This window comes from Streptosporangium sp. NPDC004379 (assembly GCF_042873875.1).
Taxonomy (GTDB): domain Bacteria; phylum Actinomycetota; class Actinomycetes; order Streptosporangiales; family Streptosporangiaceae; genus Streptosporangium.
In genome coordinates, this window is record NZ_JBIAMC010000007.1 from 109,508 (window position 1) to 125,218 (window position 15,711).

Annotated in this window: 14 protein-coding genes; 12 read left to right on the forward strand and 2 right to left on the reverse strand. The window is 71.9% G+C overall.

The genetic code is table 11. From position 1 onward, the window contains the following. Positions 1-2: 2 nt before the first annotated feature. Both ACFYSC_RS17200 and mshA read right to left on the reverse strand, forming a co-directional pair. A complete protein-coding gene (locus ACFYSC_RS17200) occupies positions 3-482 on the reverse strand; it encodes a YbjN domain-containing protein (RefSeq protein WP_389962053.1) in 480 nt (159 codons plus the stop codon). Positions 483-653: 171 nt separating this feature from the next. After that, positions 654-1,937, reverse strand: coding sequence for a D-inositol-3-phosphate glycosyltransferase (gene mshA / locus ACFYSC_RS17205; protein WP_389962055.1), 1,284 nt, complete (start codon positions 1,935-1,937; stop codon positions 654-656). A gap of 99 nt (positions 1,938-2,036) precedes the next feature. Between mshA and ACFYSC_RS17210 the strand changes: the two genes are divergently transcribed. The 12 genes from ACFYSC_RS17210 (at position 2,037) to ACFYSC_RS17265 (ending at position 15,476) form a co-directional block, all read left to right on the forward strand. Next, positions 2,037-2,774 carry an SDR family NAD(P)-dependent oxidoreductase gene (locus ACFYSC_RS17210; RefSeq protein ID WP_389962057.1) on the forward strand — a complete coding sequence of 246 codons (738 nt, stop codon included), beginning with the start codon at positions 2,037-2,039 and terminating at the stop codon, positions 2,772-2,774. A 2-nt stretch (positions 2,775-2,776) separates the two neighbouring features. After that, positions 2,777-3,574 carry a class I SAM-dependent methyltransferase gene (locus ACFYSC_RS17215; protein WP_389962059.1) on the forward strand — a complete coding sequence of 266 codons (798 nt, stop codon included), beginning with the start codon at positions 2,777-2,779 and terminating at the stop codon, positions 3,572-3,574. Positions 3,575-3,713: 139 nt separating this feature from the next. Next, positions 3,714-4,070 carry a BlaI/MecI/CopY family transcriptional regulator gene (locus ACFYSC_RS17220; RefSeq protein WP_179819823.1) on the forward strand — a complete coding sequence of 119 codons (357 nt, stop codon included), beginning with the start codon at positions 3,714-3,716 and terminating at the stop codon, positions 4,068-4,070. Next, positions 4,067-4,993, forward strand: coding sequence for a M56 family metallopeptidase (locus tag ACFYSC_RS17225; RefSeq protein WP_389962061.1), 927 nt, complete (start codon positions 4,067-4,069; stop codon positions 4,991-4,993). Before ACFYSC_RS17220 ends, ACFYSC_RS17225 begins: the two co-directional genes overlap by 4 nt. Positions 4,994-5,066: 73 nt before the next feature. Continuing rightward, entirely contained in the window at positions 5,067-5,660 is a 594-nt protein-coding gene (locus ACFYSC_RS17230; RefSeq protein ID WP_389962063.1) for a helix-turn-helix domain-containing protein, read from the forward strand. Next, the gene (locus ACFYSC_RS17235) at positions 5,657-6,103 is read left to right on the forward strand and encodes a hypothetical protein (protein WP_389962065.1); all 447 of its coding nucleotides are present in this window, start codon (positions 5,657-5,659) and stop codon (positions 6,101-6,103) included. Before ACFYSC_RS17230 ends, ACFYSC_RS17235 begins: the two co-directional genes overlap by 4 nt. 166 nt (positions 6,104-6,269) lie before the next feature. Continuing rightward, complete coding sequence (locus tag ACFYSC_RS17240) at positions 6,270-6,608, forward strand: DUF2516 family protein (RefSeq protein ID WP_389962067.1); 339 nt, start codon at positions 6,270-6,272, stop codon at positions 6,606-6,608. A gap of 199 nt (positions 6,609-6,807) precedes the next feature. Further along, positions 6,808-7,365 carry a GNAT family N-acetyltransferase gene (locus ACFYSC_RS17245; protein ID WP_389962069.1) on the forward strand — a complete coding sequence of 186 codons (558 nt, stop codon included), beginning with the start codon at positions 6,808-6,810 and terminating at the stop codon, positions 7,363-7,365. 105 nt (positions 7,366-7,470) lie between these two features. Further along, positions 7,471-8,484 carry a LacI family DNA-binding transcriptional regulator gene (locus ACFYSC_RS17250; protein WP_389962072.1) on the forward strand — a complete coding sequence of 338 codons (1,014 nt, stop codon included), beginning with the start codon at positions 7,471-7,473 and terminating at the stop codon, positions 8,482-8,484. Then, positions 8,471-10,012, forward strand: coding sequence for a serine/threonine-protein kinase (locus ACFYSC_RS17255; RefSeq protein WP_389962074.1), 1,542 nt, complete (start codon positions 8,471-8,473; stop codon positions 10,010-10,012). Before ACFYSC_RS17250 ends, ACFYSC_RS17255 begins: the two co-directional genes overlap by 14 nt. Before the next feature lie 377 nt (positions 10,013-10,389). Next, entirely contained in the window at positions 10,390-11,985 is a 1,596-nt protein-coding gene (locus ACFYSC_RS17260) for a cellulase family glycosylhydrolase (RefSeq protein ID WP_389962076.1), read from the forward strand. 551 nt (positions 11,986-12,536) lie between these two features. After that, on the forward strand, positions 12,537-15,476 hold the full coding sequence (locus tag ACFYSC_RS17265) for a glycoside hydrolase family 48 protein (protein ID WP_389962078.1): 2,940 nt from the start codon (positions 12,537-12,539) through the stop codon (positions 15,474-15,476). Positions 15,477-15,711 lie beyond the last annotated feature (235 nt).

Here is a 15,711-nt window from a genome sequence, read left to right on the forward strand (position 1 = left end):
GATCAGTCGCCGGGTTCGGCGAACCGGGCGAACGCCCTGAGGTTGGCCAGCGACTCGCCGCGCTTGGCGCGCCACTCCCACTCGCGCCGGATCGAGGAGGCGAAGCCCAGCTCCAGCGCCCGGTCGAAGCCCTCGTCGGAGTAGGTCAGCACGCAGCCCAGCAGCCGGTCGATCTCCTCCTCGGAGACCGCGCCGAGCGGCGCCCGGCCGACGAGGTAGACGTCGCCGACGGGGTCGAGGGCGAAGTGCACGCCGTACATGGAGCCGTTCTTGGTCAGCAGCCAGCGGTAGAACTCGATGTGGTTCTCGTCCGGCTGGCGGCAGAAGAACGCCTCGACGTGCAACGCCTGGTCACCGACGATCAACCACGTCATGGTGGCGAGCTTGTGCTGGCCGGGGAGCTTGACCAGGAACGCCCCCGGCCGGGGTTCCTCGTAGGAGACCTCTGCGCCTTTCAGCGCCGCCTCGATCACTTCGCGCATGCGTCCACCCTACGAGCCGCCCGCGCGGAGGGACGCGGAGCGGGGGACGGCGGGCGGGACGGGGAACCCGGAGAGGCGTGCCCCGCCGTACGGCGGAGGGACGACGGGCGGGACGGGGAGCCCCGGAGAGGCGTGCCCCGCCGTACGGCGTACGGGCGGCGGGGCGCGGGATCAGCAGGAGACGGCGATCGGGACCCGGTGCAGGTGCGCCATCGCCCCGGCGTAGACCTCCGAGAGGCGGGCGGCGGTGGCCGACCACCCGAAGGCCGCCGCGTGGTTCACCGCGCCCGCCGACAGCGCGTCACGCCAGGCGGGCCGGTCCACGAACCGGGTGAGCACCCGTCCCCAGTCGTACGGGTCGTGGCCGTCGACGAGCACGCCGGAGACGCCGTCGCGCACGGCGGTGCGCAGGCCGCCCACGGAGGCCGCGGCGACCGGGGTGCCGCAGGCCTGCGACTCCAGGGCGACCAGGCCGAACGACTCGTTGTGCGAGGGGACGGCGGTGACGTCGGCCGCGCGGTACCAGTCGGCCAGCTCGGGCTGGGGCGCTGGCGGGACGATCCTGACGACGTCCTCGATGTCCAGGGAGGCGGCCAGGTCGGACAGGTACGAGGGACGGCTCCGGCCGTTGCCGCTGAGGCCGCCGACGCAGGCGACGACGAGTTTCTCCCGGAGCGAGGGGCGCTCGGCGAGCATCCGGGCCGCGGCGCGCAGCAGCACGTCGGGGGCCTTGAGCGGCTGCACCCGGCCCACGAACAGCAGCACGTGGGCGTCGCGGGGCAGGCCGAGCCTGCGGCGGGCCGCCCTGCGGGATCCCGGCCGGAAGACGCCGAGGTTCACCCCGGGGTTGACGACGGCGACGCGGCCGGAGGCGGCGCCGTACAGGTCGACGAGCTCGCGGGCCTCGGTCGGGGTGTTGGCCACCAGGCGGTCGGCGACCTGGACGACCTGCTCCTCGCCCAGCACCCGCCCGGTCGGCTCGGGCTTGTCGTCCTCGGCCAGCAGGAGGTTCTTCACCTTGGCCATGGTGTGCATGGTGTGCACCAGCGGCACGCCCCAGCGCTCCTTGGCCAGCCAGCCCACCTGGCCCGACAGCCAGTAGTGGGAGTGGATCAGGTCGTAGCGTCCCGGGTCGTACATCGCCTCGGTGCGCAGCACGCCCGACAGGAACGCGCAGAGCTGGCCGGGCAGGTCGCCCTTGTCGAGCTCCTCGTACGGTCCCGCGGTGATGTGACGGACGGAGACGCCCGGGACGATCTCGGCGACCGGGGGAAGTTCACGAGCCGTCTGCCTGGTGAAGATCTCGACCTCGATCCCGAGATCGGCCAGGCGCTTGGCCACCTCCACGATGTAGACGTTCATGCCGCCGGCGTCCCCGGTCCCCGGCTGGTCCAGGGGGGACGTGTGCATGCTGATCGTCGCGATCCGGCTGACCCGCCGTCGCCTCACGGACACCACCTCCGAAAACGCTTTAACCACTCAATACTTCGCAACATTCCCAGCATCCGGACTCCCCGGGGGTACCGGTGAACCGCCCTGGCAGGATGGGACGCCATGAGGAAGACAGCGGTCGTCACGGGTGCAAGCAGCGGGATCGGCGCGGCCACGGCGCGCCGGCTGGCCGCGGAGGGATTCGACGTGGTGGCGGGCGCGCGCCGCCGCGACCGTCTCGACGAGCTGGCGGCCGAGGTGCCCGGGATCCGCCCGGTGACGCTGGACGTGACCTCCCAGGAGTCGGTGGACGGACTCGCCGCCTCGCTCGACCGCTGCGACGTCCTGGTGAACAACGCGGGCGGCGCGATCGGCCTCGAACCGGTGGCCGGCGCCGACCTGGCCGACTGGCAGCGGATGTACGACGTCAACGTGCTCGGCTCGCTCCGGATGACCCGGGCGCTGCTGCCCCGCCTGATCGCCTCGGGCGACGGCGTGCTGCTGATGCTCACCTCGGTGGCCGGGCTGGTCTCCTACGAGGGCGGCGGCGGTTACGTCGCGGCCAAGCACGCCCAGAGCTCGATGACCGAGGTGCTGCGGCTGGAGCTGTGCGGCGAGCCGGTCCGGGTCGTCGAGGTGGCCCCGGGGATGGTGCACACCGAGGAGTTCTCGCTGAACCGCTTCCGGGGCGACTCCTCCGCCGCCGACCGCGTCTACGAGGGCGTCCCCGGCCCCCTGTCGGCCGACGACGTCGCCGACGCCATCGCCTGGTGCGTCACCCGCCCCGCCCACGTGAACGTCGACCGGCTGGTCATCCGGCCCCGCGCCCAGGCCGCCCAGCACAAGGTCCACCGCGTCTGACGATGGCGAAACCGGTCGGGGAGATCACCAGGGGGACCACGGGCCACAACCGGCTGCGGCGGGTGGACCGGTGGATCACCGCCGCCTGCGGCCGGCTCCTGCGGTCGGCGGACCGCCCGCTGGTGGTCGACCTCGGCTACGGGGCCTCGCACGTCACGACCCTGGAGCTGTTCGGGCGGCTGCGCGCGGTCTGCCCGTCGGTCGAGGCCGTCGGGGTGGAGATCGACCCGGCCCGGGTGGCGGCGGCCAGGCCGTACGAGCGGCCGGGGCTGTCCTTCGCGCTCGGCGGCTTCGAGCTGCCGGTGGGCAGGCCGCCGCTGCTGGTGCGGGCCTTCAACGTGCTGCGGCAGTACGGCGAGGCCGAGGCGTGGGACCACTGGGCGCTGCTGCGGAGCCGGATCGCGCCGGGCGGGATGATCGTCGAGGGCACCTGCTCCGAGGTGGGGCACCGCGCGACCTGGGTGGGGCTCGACGGGAACGGGCCGCGGACGCTGACCTTCGCGGCCCGGTTCGACGCCTTCGACCGCCCCTCCGACCTCGCCGAGCGGCTGCCCAAGACGTTGATCCACCGCAACGTCCCCGGTGAGCCCGTCCACGCCTTCCTGCGCGACTTCGACCGGGCCTGGGCGGTCAACGCCGCGCTCGGCGCCCACGGCGCGCGCCAGCGCTGGATCGCCGCCGCCCGGACGCTCGCCGCGTCCTGGCCGGTGGCCGAGCGCCCGCCGCTCGGGGGCGAGGGCCGCTGGCGGCTCGGTGAGCTGACCCTCGACTGGGCGGCGGTCGCCCCCCGGAACCCGTGACCGGGGCAGTGACCGGGGCCGGGGCAGTGACCGGGACCGGGACCGGGAACCCTGACGGGAAGGCCATTTCCGCGTGACCCGAGGTGACTCGACAACCCGTAGTACTACCCCTCGTGGTGCGGGAGCTAGGCTTGTTCCCGTGAAGGGTCTGGGCGAGCTGGAACGCAGCATCATGGACATCATCTGGGCGCAGTCATCTCCGGTGACGGCGCGCGAGGTCGGGCGTCTCATCGCCGACCGCGACCTCGCGCCCACCACCGTGATGACCGTCCTCGACCGACTGACCCGCAAGGGCTTCCTCGTGCGCACCCGTTCCGGGCGCGCCTGGCGCTACGAACCGGCGGAGAGCCGCGACGCGTACGTCGCGGAGCTTATGCTTGAGGCGTTGGACATGACCGGAGACCGGTCCGCCGCGCTCACCAGGTTCGCCCAGGCCGTTTCCGGCAGCGAGGCGGAGATCCTGCTCAGAGCCCTTTCGGAGCTGGAGGACGAGTGATAACCGCTGCAGCCCTGGCGATACTCGCCGTGGTCTGCGCGGTCGGAGCCTGGCGGTTCACCCACGCGCGGTGGACCTACCGCGCCCCCCATGTGGCCATCGTCCTGTGGCAGGCGCTCGGAGTGACCTGGGGCCTGGCGGGGACGGGCGCCCTGCTGGCCTACGCCCTGGAGCCCTACCGGCAGGGAGTGCTGCACGGCCTCCTCTCCTTCGTCCGCTCGGCCTTCGACGGCGGCTACGACGCCCCCGGCCCCTACGACGTGCCGAGGATCCTCGCCCTCATCACGGGGCTGACCGCGCTGGCCGTGCTGGTCGTCGTGCTGCTCACCGCGGCCTCCCAGACGCTCCGCGCCCGGCGCCGCCACCGCGTCCTGCTGGCGCTCGTCTCCCATGACGATCCCGGCGTCCCGGGGGTGCGGGTCCTCGACCATCCCGGCGCCACCGCCTACTGCGTGCCCGGCCTGCGTTCCCAGGTCGTCGTCAGCGCCGGCACCCTGAAGCTGCTGTCCCCCGACGAGCTGACCGCGGTGCTCGCCCACGAGAGCGCGCACGTCCGTGAGCGCCACGACCTGGTGCTGCTGCCGTTCGCCGCCCTGCACCGGGCGCTGCCCTGGTCCCGGCTGGTCAGGCGGATACAGAGCGAGGTCGGGCTGCTGGTGGAGATGGCCGCCGACGACGCCGCCCGCCGCTACTGCTCTCCCCGCCGCCTGGCCACGGCCCTGCTGCGCTTCGGCACGGCCGGCAGCGTCCCGGCCCCGCAGGGCACGCTCGGCGCGGCGGGCACCTGCGACGCGGTGATGGCCCGGGTGCAGCGCCTGGTCACCCCGGCTCCGGACCTGCCCCGGCGGATCCGCTATGCCATCGTCGTCTTCTCGGTCACGCTGACCTCCTCGGCCCCGCTGCTCTGGCTGCTCCCGCACTAGACCGCACCGGCCCCGTTTGCTGGTGTTAGCCATCGTGTTTGCATTTGCAAGCAGTGTGATGCACACTGGAGGCATGGCATTACCGAAGGTCGGTTCGATCGGCGAGTACATCCGGGAGCAGCGCACGCAGGCGAAGATCTCTCTGCGCCAGCTGGCCGCCTCGGCCGGGGTCTCCAACCCCTACCTCAGCCAGATCGAGCGGGGCCTGCGCAAGCCCAGCGCGGAGATCCTCAACCAGATCGCCAAGGGCCTGCAGATCTCCTCCCAGGCACTTTACGTTCAGGCCGGCCTCATCGAGGACCGTGTGCCCGACAGTGACGTGCTGACCGCCATAAGAGCCGATCACAGCATCACCGAGCGGCAACGCCAGGTGCTGATCGACATCTACGAGTCGTTTCGCAAGGAGAACCGGGCGGAGGCGCCGGCCGAGGGAGCGCGTGCCGAGCGGGACGCGCACCCGGCGGCGGAGTCTCCGGGGGGCGCCGCGGACTCCTCGCCCGACGGCACGCCCTCGCCGGAGGACCGCGTGACCACTCCCTCTCCGGGAGGTCCCGCGACCGTCCCCTCACCGGGGGACCGCCCGGCCACGCCGGAGGACGGCGGGTCTCCGAAGGCGGCGGCGAAACCCAGGACATCGAACCGGAAAACCAGGAGGACCGATCAATGACGTTCACCACCGAGGTCAAGAAGCTGGCTGACTCCAAGCCGTTCTACGCCGTGGCGGGCGCGGGCGACTTCGCGGTCGAGAAGCTCCGCGAGCTCCCCGACCAGCTGCAGCGGCTCCAGGGTCGCCGCGAGGAGATCCGCGAGGCCGCCAAGGACCTGCCCGACCGGGCCAGGACGTTCGCCGGCAAGGCCGAGGTCTACGCCAAGGACTTCCCGGAGAAGGCCCGCGTCTACGCCGACCAGTTCACCAGCATGGCGACCGGCCTCTACGAGGAGTTCGCCACCCGGGGCCGCAAGGTCGTCTCCCGGACGACCGGCGAGGCCGCGCTGGAGCTGGAGGAGGTCTCCGAGGCCGCCGAGCCGGCGATCGCCGCGTCGGCCACCAACGCCTCGCCCAGGAAGACCACCCGCACCACCAAGCCGAACAACGCCGCGCGCTCCTGACGCCGGCACCGCGCCCGCCCCGCGTCCCCGCCCGCTCCTCGCGGCGGGGACGCGGGGCGGGCGCCTCTGTCCATGCGCCTCTGTCCATCTCTGTTCGCGTGCCGCACGCGCGTTCCGGCGGCACTAGTCTGAGATGCAGCGGCAAGGCGAGCGTTTAGGAGAGGCGATGTTTCAGATCCACGGCGTGCTGGACCTGATCTTCTGGGTGCTTTCCATCGCCGCGTTCGCCATGTCGGCCTGGGCCCTCTTCCACGCCGTACGGACGTCGGCGCGAGCGTTCGCGGTCGCCGGCAAGAAGAGCAAGAAGTTCTGGCTGATCGTGCTGGGCCTGGCCGCCCTCTTCTCGTTCGCCTCGGCGGTGGGCTACTTCGGGATCGGCCTCGGCCAGCTCAACATCTTCGCCATCGCCGCGGTGATCGCGGCCGGCATCTACCTCGCGGACGTGAAGCCCGCCGTCGGCGAGGTCGGCCGGGGCGGCAACTCGGGCCCCTACGGCCCCTGGTGACCCGGGCGCGCGCCGCCGGGCTCGCCGGCGACGCGGCCGGGGCCCCGCGACCCCCGGCCGTCCGGCCGTGCGCCCGCGTCGCCGGCCCCGCCGGCACGACCCGGACCCGCGGCCCCTGGTGATCCCTGTCCCCAACCCCTGACGGCTCTTGGCCGTAACCCCCTTGTCCGGCGGGTGACGTGCCCGGTAGACATTCCGGATGATGTTCGCCGACAAACCCACCCTGCCCGGGGACCGCGTGACGCTCCGCCCCGTCGGGCCCGAGCACGTCGAGGGGCTGTGGGAGCTGGTCAACGATCCGGAGACCCGCCGGCTGACCGGCTCGCACGCGACGCCCAACCACGAGGCGACGAAGCGCTGGTACGCCACCCGCGGTGAGCACGGCGACCGGCTGGACCTGGCGATCTGCGCCAACGACCAGGACGGCGCCTATGTCGGGGAGGTCGTCCTCAACGACCTCGACACCGACAACCTCTCCTGCAACCTGCGCATCGCCCTGATCGGGCCCAAGGTGTTCGGCAGGGGGTATGGCGGCGAGGCGATCCGGCTGGTGCTCGGCCACGCCTTCACCACCACGCCGCTTCACAGGATCCACCTGGAGGTCTTCGCCTTCAACGAGCGGGCCCTGCACGTGTACAAGAAAGCCGGGTTCGTCCAGGAGGGCGTGCACCGCGACGCCCTGCGCTGGGACGGGGGTTGGCATGACTCGATCGCCATGGCGGTACTCGCCCCTGACTGGCGAGTCAGGGAAGATTGACATACATGTAGTGATTTTTTGGAAACATCTTTTGACACTTCCGAAACAATGCTACGTTCACTGGGAGCGCTCCCACCTGTGCGGAACCTTGGTGTGGAGGAAGTTATGTCAGATCTACCCACACTTGCCCAGGTCGCGGCTGAAGCGGGGGTCTCCCCCGCCACGGCGTCCCGGGTACTCACCGGATCGGTGCGGGTCAGCACGTCGACCCGCAGGCAGGTGCACGACGCGATCTCACGTCTCGGTTACGTACGGCACCGCGCCCCCCGGGGCGGAGCCGGACGCCGGTGCGACCACATGGTGGCCGTGGTGCTCTGCGAACCGGTGCATCGTCTGTTCACCGAGCCGTTCTACGCCAGACTGATCACCGCGGCGGAGGAGGTGCTCACCCGCCACGGCGTCCCCCTCGCGATGATGACGGCCACCGCCGCCACCTCGACCATCGCCACCCCACCGCTGGTCTCGGGCGGCGTCGACGGCGTCCTCCTCATCGGCGCGAGGGAGCGGCACCCGCTCGCGGTCACCCTGGCGGCCTCCGGAGTACCGGTGCGGTGCCTGGGCAAGCCGCCGGAGGGCATCGAACTCCCGCACGTCGACATGGACAACCGCGATGGCGGACGGCAGGCCGCCGAGCACCTGCTGCTCGGCGGACGCAAGTCCATCGCCGTCATCGCGGGCCCGCCCGGCCTTCCGGCGGCGCGGGACCGGCTCGACGGCTTCCTGCAGACACTCGCCCTCGCCGGGATGACCGGGGTGCCGGTGGCCTACGGCGACTTCAGCCACAACTCGGGCGTGCACGGCACACAGTGGCTGCTGCGCCGGATGCCGAACGTGGACGCGGTGTTCGCGGCCTCCGACGTGATGGCCGCCGCGGCCGTCCAGACGCTCCGGCGGGCCGGACGAAGGGTGCCGGACGACGTGGCCGTGATCGGCTTCGACGACGCCCCCATCGCCCGGCGGACCTCTCCCCCGCTGACCACCGTGCGTCAACCCGTGGAGGAGTTCGCCGCCCTGGCCGCCCGCCTGCTGCTGCTGGCCATGTCGTCGCCGTCCACGGCCGGCGGCGCGGGCAACAACCCGGTCCTGCCCACCGAGCTGGTGGTCCGTGAGTCCGCCTGAGCCCGTCGGACTCCGGGCGGGAGACGTCCTCGCCCGCCGCTACGACCTGGTGGAGCCGATCGCGGCCGGTGGCATGAGCGTCATCTGGCGTGCCTTCGACCGGTCCCTGCAGCGGCAGGTGGCGGTCAAGGTGCTGGACGGCGAGATCGGCTCCGACCGGGGAGACCGGGAGCTGATCCGCCGGGAGGCCCGCGCCACCGCGCGTCTCATCCACCCGGACGCGATCGAGGTGTACGACTACGGCGAGACGGTCACCACCCGGGGCCGTCTCGCCGCCTACGTGGTCATGCGCCTGCTGGAGGGCCGGCCGCTGGCCGACCGGATCGCCGAGGGGCCGCTGCCGTGGCGGGAGGCGGCGGCCATCGCCGCCCGGCTGGCCGCCGTGCTGGCCACCGCCCATGCCCGCGGCATCGTCCACCGCGATGTGACCGCCGAGAACGTGCTGCTGACCGCGGACGGCGCCAAGCTGCTCGACTTCGGCATCGCCGCGTTCATCGGCGAGGACGACGACGACCACACCTCCGACTACGGCACCCCTCCCTACGTCGCGCCGGAGCGGCTGACCGGCACGACGGCCGACCCGGCCGGCGACGTGTACGCGCTCGGCGTGCTGCTGTTCGAGATGCTCACCGGCGGCCCGCCGTACCCGGAGCGGACCTGGGAGGAGATCGAGAACGCGAGACGGGAGGGACCCCCGCCGGAGGTCCAGGCGCCGGGCCTGCCGCCCGAGGTCGCCGCGCTCTGCCGGAGCTGCCTGTCGGCCGATCCGGCGAAGCGGCCGAAGGCGCGCGAGGTGGCCGACCGGCTCGCCCGGCTGCCGTCCACGATCCGTACGACGGCGCGGACCGTGATCGTGCGATGGACGCTGGTGGCGGCCGCGGTGCTGCTGGCGGCGGGCGCGCTGACGTGGCACCAGATGTTCGGCCCGGGAAGCCAGCGGCACGGACCGGGCACGGCGCTCGGCCCCGCCACCCGGCCCGCCCCGTCCGCGACCCCGCGTCTCGGCGCCTCTCCCACCCCGGGCCGGGCCCGTTCCCCCGACCCCTCCTCCCCTGTCTCTCCAGACCGGTCCGCGGGCTCCCCTGACCAGCTCGCGGACCTTTCCACGCCGTCCGCGGACCCCCCTGACCGGTCCGCGGACGGCGGGGACGGACCCGTCGGCTCCCCCGAGCGATCCTCGGGGGAGCCGCAGCATGCGGACCGGAAGACCCACGCGCGGCGGTCGCCGCCGGACCGCGGGTCGCTGGAGACCGCCCCCGTGGCGGAGGTGTCGCGACTGCCGGACCTGGAAGGGAGCGTGCGCGGCTTCAACGCGCTGCTCGCCGAGGGGGAGAGCAGGGGCGGCATACGTCCGGATGTGGCGCTGGACCTGCGCCAGGTGCTGGACAACGTCGTCTGCTGCTCCGGTGAGCTCACCGCGGTCCGGGAGAAGATCGACACCCGGTACCGGGAGGGCGCCCTGTCGGACGAGTTCCGTGACGCGCTGAAGGCCCAGCTCCGGTACGTGGCACTGGCGCTGGTCGGCTGACCGGCCGGCCGCGTCCCGCCGGTGACCGCCCGGGGCGCGGCTCCGGCCCGTGACGTCCGGCGCGGGCGCCACCACCGGCCGCGTCCCGCCGTACCGGGGGCGCGGACCGGTGCCGCGGGCATCGGGACCGGTCCGCACCGCGTCCCGCGGGGCGCGGCCGGTGAAACTTTCACGGAACCGGAGGGAAGGCGGGAGCCGTACGGGGCCGGGACGGCGCAGGTCACACGGTCCGCGGGGGAGACGGAGCCGGTGGCGGGCGGTTGACGCGCGTCCGCCGGGCGTCCAAGCATGACGACGCGACCGGCCGCACCCTCCACCCTCCCTCGCGGGGATCCCCCCGCGGGCAGATCCGTCCTCGACTCCTCGAAGGGCACCCGATGAGAGTCCTGCGTGTTCGCAGGTGGATGGCGGCGCTGGCGGCGCTCGTCGTCACCTCGGCGCTGGCGGTCGCGTTCGTCTCCTCCCCCGCAGGCGCGGCGGGCGGCACCGGCACCGGCTACCTGCACACCTCCGGCAACAAGATCGTCGACAGTACGGGGGCGACCGTCCGGCTGACCGGCATCAACTGGTTCGGCATGGAGACCGACAACAGGACCTTCCACGGCCTGTGGTCGAGCAACCCGTGGCGGAGCCAGATCGACAAGATGGCCTCGCTCGGCTACAACACCCTGCGCGTGCCGTTCTCCAACGACGCGCTCAAGGCCGGTGCGACGGCCACCGGCATCAACGACTTCGTCAACCCCGACCTGGTCGGGAACAGCCCGCTGCAGATCCTCGACAAGGTCATCGCCTACGCGGGCGGCAAGGGCATGCGGGTCATCCTCGACCGGCACCGCCCGACCTCCGCCGGACAGTCGGCCCTGTGGTACGTCTCCGCGACGCCGGAGAGCACGTGGATCGACGACTGGAAGACGCTCGCCCGGCGCTACGCGGGCAACACCACGGTGATCGGCGCCGACCTGCACAACGAGCCCCACGCCGAGGGCACCAACCCGGCGGCCACCGGGTCCTGCTGGGGCTGCGGCGACCCCGCGCGCGACTGGCGGCTGGCCGCCGAGCGGGCGGGCAACGCGGTCCTGTCGGTCAACCCCGACTGGCTGATCTTCGTCGAGGGCGTGAGCTGCCCGAGCGGCGGCATGTCCAACATCTGGGACAACGACCCGAGCAACGACGAGGACTGCGGCTGGTGGGGCGGCAACCTGTCCAAGGCAGGGCAGTTCCCGGTACGGCTCAGCGTGCCGAACCGGCTGGTCTACTCGCCGCACGAGTACGCCACGTCCGTCTACCACCAGGCGTGGTTCGACGACCCGTCCTACCCGGCGAACATGCCCGCGATCTGGGACAGGTACTGGGGCTACCTCTACAAGCAGAACATCGCGCCGATCATGATGGGCGAGTTCGGCACCACCCTGCAGTCCCCGATCGACAAGGTCTGGCTCCAGGAGCTGATGAAGTACACCGGGACCGGGGTGAACGGCATGTCGTTCACCTACTGGTCGTGGAACCCCAACTCCGGTGACACCGGGGGCATCCTCAAGGACGACTGGACCACGGTCGACCAGGCCAAGCAGTCCATCCTCCAGCCGTACCTGATCCCGCCGTCGGGCGGGAACGGCGGGACCCCGGGGCCCTCCCCGTCCGGCGACCCCACCGCCACCCCCACGGGGAACCCGTCCTCGTGCACCTCGTCGTACAAGCTCGTCAACTCCTGGCAGGGCGGCTTCCAGGGCGAGCTGACCATCAAGAACTCCGGCGGTTCGGCGCTGAACGGCTGGAAGGCCACCTGGACGATGCCCTCGGGCGTGACGCTCGCCAGCGCGTGGAACGCCGTCGTCACGGCCTCCGGCACGACCTGGACGGCGCAGGGCCCCGACTGGGCGCGGAACCTGGGCGCCGGGCAGTCGGTCACCGTCGGCTTCACCGCCAACGGCACGGCGGGCCAGCCGTCCGGCGTCACCTGCTCCGGTTCCTGATCCCTTCCCGGAGACGCCGGGCCCCGGGGCGGCTTCCCGGGGCCCGGCGTCCCGTCCTTCCCCGGCGACCGGGCCCCCGCGGGCCGGCTGTGTCCCGGGGAGCCGGACGCCCGACCCTCCGGCCTCCCCGGCTCCCCCGGCTCTCCGGCCTCCCTGGCTCCCCCGGCTCTCCGGCTCCCGGGCCCCGGTCCCTCGGCCTCGACTCTCCGTCCCCTGGTTTCCCCGGCCTCTCCGGCCTTCTCGGCCCTCGGCCCGCGCGCTCCTTCCGAGCCCGCGGGCCGGCTCCGTCCCGGAGGAACGGGCCCCCGTCGGCCGTCTCGGGCGCATGAAAGTTTCACCCGGCGGGAAATTCCCCGCAGGGATCTCAGCAGCCTGACGGCCCGCGGCGTGAAACACGGGTGTAACCCGGAATCCATCCCATTGACATCCGGACACCCAGCCTCAAAAAATCCCTTTTGGGAGCGCTCCCACCCCCCTTTCCCCCGGCTCCAACCGGTGCGTGACCGCAACCAGCGGTTTTGCGCCGACCCACCCCCTGGAGGACCTTCCCGATGCCTCAATCCCCGCGTAGAACGGGAGCGCTCCCACGCTTCCGGAGACGGATCGCCGGACTGGCGCTGCTCAGCGTGGCGGCCGGGATGACCACCGCGCTGGCCGCCGCGCCCGCGCAGGCGGCCGTCGCCTGTGAGGTCACCTACACCACCAACGACTGGCAGGGCGGCTTCACCGCCAGTATAACGATCAAGAACCTCGGTGACGCACTGAACGGCTGGACTCTCGGGTTCGCCTTCCCGAACGCCGCGCAGAAGATCCAGCAGGGCTGGAGCGCCACCTGGTCGCAGAGCGGCCAGAACGTCACCGCGAAGAACCTCGACTGGAACGGCGGCCTCGCCACCGGAGCCTCGACCAACATCGGCTTCAACGGCACCTGGTCCGGGTCCAACCCCAAGCCGACCAGCTTCTCGATCAACGGCGCCACCTGCGGCGGTTCCGGCCCCGTCAACCAGGCGCCCACCGCGAAGGTCACCAAGCCGGTCGCGGGCGCCAGCTTCACCGCGCCCGCCACGGTGGACATCACCGCCGACGCGGCCGACTCCGACGGCACGGTCTCCAAGGTCGAGTTCTACAACGGCAACACCCTGCTGGGCACCGACACGACCGCGCCGTACTCCTACAGCTGGACCGGCGTGGCGGCGGGCGACTACTCGATCACCGCGAAGGCGACCGACGACAAGGGCGCCTCCGGCACCTCCGATCCCGTGGGGATCAGCGTGCGGGCCGACAGCGCCCCCGCGGTCGTCCTGAGCCCGGCGACCCTCGCCGTCCCCGAGGGCGGCAGCGCGAACCTGTCGGTCAAGCTCTCCAAGGCCCCGGCCTCGAACGTCACCGTGACGACCACCAGGACCAGCGGCGACACCGACCTGACGGTCGCCTCCGGCGGGACGCTCACCTTCACCCCGGCCAACTGGAACACCGCCCAGACGGTGAAGATCGCCGCAGCCGAGGACGCCGACAAGACCTCCGGCACCGCCGAGTTCACCTCGACCGCCGCCGGCCACACCTCGGCCAAGGCGACCGTCACCGAGGTGGACAACGACACCGCCGGCGGCGACAACGAGTACATCCAGCGCTTCACCACGATGTACAACAAGCTCAAGGACCCGGCCAACGGCTACTTCTCGCCGGAGGGCGTGCCGTACCACTCGGTGGAGACCTTCATGGTCGAGGCGCCCGACCACGGGCACGAGACCACCTCCGAGGCCTACAGCTACTACCTGTGGCTGGAGGCCGCCTACGGCAGGGTGACCGGCGACTGGACCAAGTTCAACGCCGCCTGGGCCTCGATGGAGAAGTACATCATCCCCGCCACCGCGGACCAGCCGACCAACTCCTTCTACAACCCGTCCAAGCCCGCCACCTACGCCGGCGAGTGGGACGACATCAAGCAGTACCCGTCCAAGCTGGACGGCGGTGTGAGCGTCGGCGTCGACCCGCTCGCGAACGAGCTGAAGAGCGCCTACGGCACCAGCGACATCTACGGCATGCACTGGCTGCTGGACGTCGACAACACCTACGGCTTCGGCCGCTGCGGTGACGGCACCACCAAGCCCGCCTACATCAACACCTACCAGCGCGGCCCGGAGGAGTCGGTCTTCGAGACCATCCCGCAGCCGTCCTGCGACACCTTCAAGCACGGCGGCAAGAACGGCTTCCTCGACCTGTTCACCGGGGACAGCAGCTACGCCAAGCAGTGGAAGTACACCAACGCCCCCGACGCCGACGCCCGCGCCGTCCAGGTCGCCTACTGGGCGCACACCTGGGCCAAGGAGCAGGGCAAGGAGTCGCAGGTCGCCGGCTCGGTCACCAAGGCCGCGAAGATGGGTGACTACCTGCGCTACGCGATGTACGACAAGTACTTCAAGAAGCAGGGCTGCACCAGCACCTCCTGCGCGGCCGGCACCGGCAAGGACAGCTCCGCGTACCTGCTGAGCTGGTACTACGCCTGGGGCGGCGCGCTCGACACCTCCGCCGGCTGGGCCTGGCGGATCGGCTCCAGCCACAACCACTCCGGCTACCAGAACCCGATGGCCGCCTGGGCCCTGTCCAGCGTGGACGCCCTCAAGCCCAAGGGCGCGACCGCCGTACAGGACTGGACCACCAGCACCAAGCGGCAGATGGAGTTCTACCGCTGGCTGCAGTCGACCGAGGGCGCGATCGCCGGTGGCGCCACCAACAGCTGGCAGGGCCACTACGCCGCCCCGCCGTCGACCCTGCCGACCTTCTACGGCATGGCCTACGACTGGCAGCCGGTCTACCACGACCCGCCGTCCAACCAGTGGTTCGGCTTCCAGGCCTGGTCCATGGAGCGCGTCGCGGAGCTGTACTACGCGACCGGCAACGCCGACGCCAAGCTCGTCCTGGACAAGTGGGTCAAGTGGGCGACCGACAACACCACGATCAACGCCGACGGGACCTACCAGATCCCCTCGACCCTGGTGTGGACCGGCCAGCCGGAGACCTGGGACCCGAACAACCCGCGTGACAACACCAAGCTGCACGTCAGCATCCGCGACTACACCTCGGACGTCGGCGTGGCCGGCTCCTACGCCAAGGTGCTGATGTACTACGCGGCCAAGGCGGGCGACACCAAGGCCCAGGGCATCGCCAAGGCGCTGCTCGACGGCATGTGGAAGAACGACCAGGACGCCAAGGGCGTCTCCACCCCGGAGACCAAGGCCGACTACAGCCGCCTCAACGACCCGGTCTACGTCCCGGCCGGCTGGACCGGCAAGATGCCGAACGGCGACGTGATCGACTCCAACTCCACCTTCATGTCGATCCGGTCCTTCTACAAGAACGACCCGAGCTGGCCGAAGGTGGACGCCTTCCTGAAGGGCACCGGTCCCGCGCCGACCTTCAACTACCACCGGTTCTGGGCCCAGGTCGACGTGGCCGTCGCCCTGGCGGAGTACGGCCGGCTCTTCGGCTGACCTCCCTGAGGGAGCGGGCCGGCGCCCCGGCCGGCCCGCTCCCCGCCCCGACGGAGTACGGCCGGCTCCCGGCCGGCCGTACTCCCCATAGACCTCGGGGCGTGACGGCACCCCTGACCTGCTGTCACGCCCCGAGCACCATCCATCGGCGGACACGCCGCACCCTTCCCCCGCTCCCCCTCCGCTCCCCCGCCCGGCCGTGTCCCACCCGACACCGGCCCGCCGTACCCCCGGC

What these genes read in the sequence shown, in the direction of transcription:
- ACFYSC_RS17200 (WP_389962053.1), bottom strand. Translation starts at nt 482, where the DNA reads ATGCGCGAAGTGATCGAGGCGGCGCTGAAAGGCGCAGAGGTCTCCTAC.
- ACFYSC_RS17210 (WP_389962057.1), top strand. Translation starts at nt 2,037, where the DNA reads ATGAGGAAGACAGCGGTCGTCACGGGTGCAAGCAGCGGGATCGGCGCG.
- ACFYSC_RS17215 (WP_389962059.1), top strand. Translation starts at nt 2,777, where the DNA reads ATGGCGAAACCGGTCGGGGAGATCACCAGGGGGACCACGGGCCACAAC.
- ACFYSC_RS17230 (WP_389962063.1), top strand. Translation starts at nt 5,067, where the DNA reads ATGGCATTACCGAAGGTCGGTTCGATCGGCGAGTACATCCGGGAGCAG.
- ACFYSC_RS17235 (WP_389962065.1), top strand. Translation starts at nt 5,657, where the DNA reads ATGACGTTCACCACCGAGGTCAAGAAGCTGGCTGACTCCAAGCCGTTC.
- ACFYSC_RS17240 (WP_389962067.1), top strand. Translation starts at nt 6,270, where the DNA reads ATGTTTCAGATCCACGGCGTGCTGGACCTGATCTTCTGGGTGCTTTCC.
- ACFYSC_RS17245 (WP_389962069.1), top strand. Translation starts at nt 6,808, where the DNA reads ATGATGTTCGCCGACAAACCCACCCTGCCCGGGGACCGCGTGACGCTC.
- ACFYSC_RS17250 (WP_389962072.1), top strand. Translation starts at nt 7,471, where the DNA reads ATGTCAGATCTACCCACACTTGCCCAGGTCGCGGCTGAAGCGGGGGTC.
- ACFYSC_RS17260 (WP_389962076.1), top strand. Translation starts at nt 10,390, where the DNA reads ATGAGAGTCCTGCGTGTTCGCAGGTGGATGGCGGCGCTGGCGGCGCTC.
- ACFYSC_RS17265 (WP_389962078.1), top strand. Translation starts at nt 12,537, where the DNA reads ATGCCTCAATCCCCGCGTAGAACGGGAGCGCTCCCACGCTTCCGGAGA.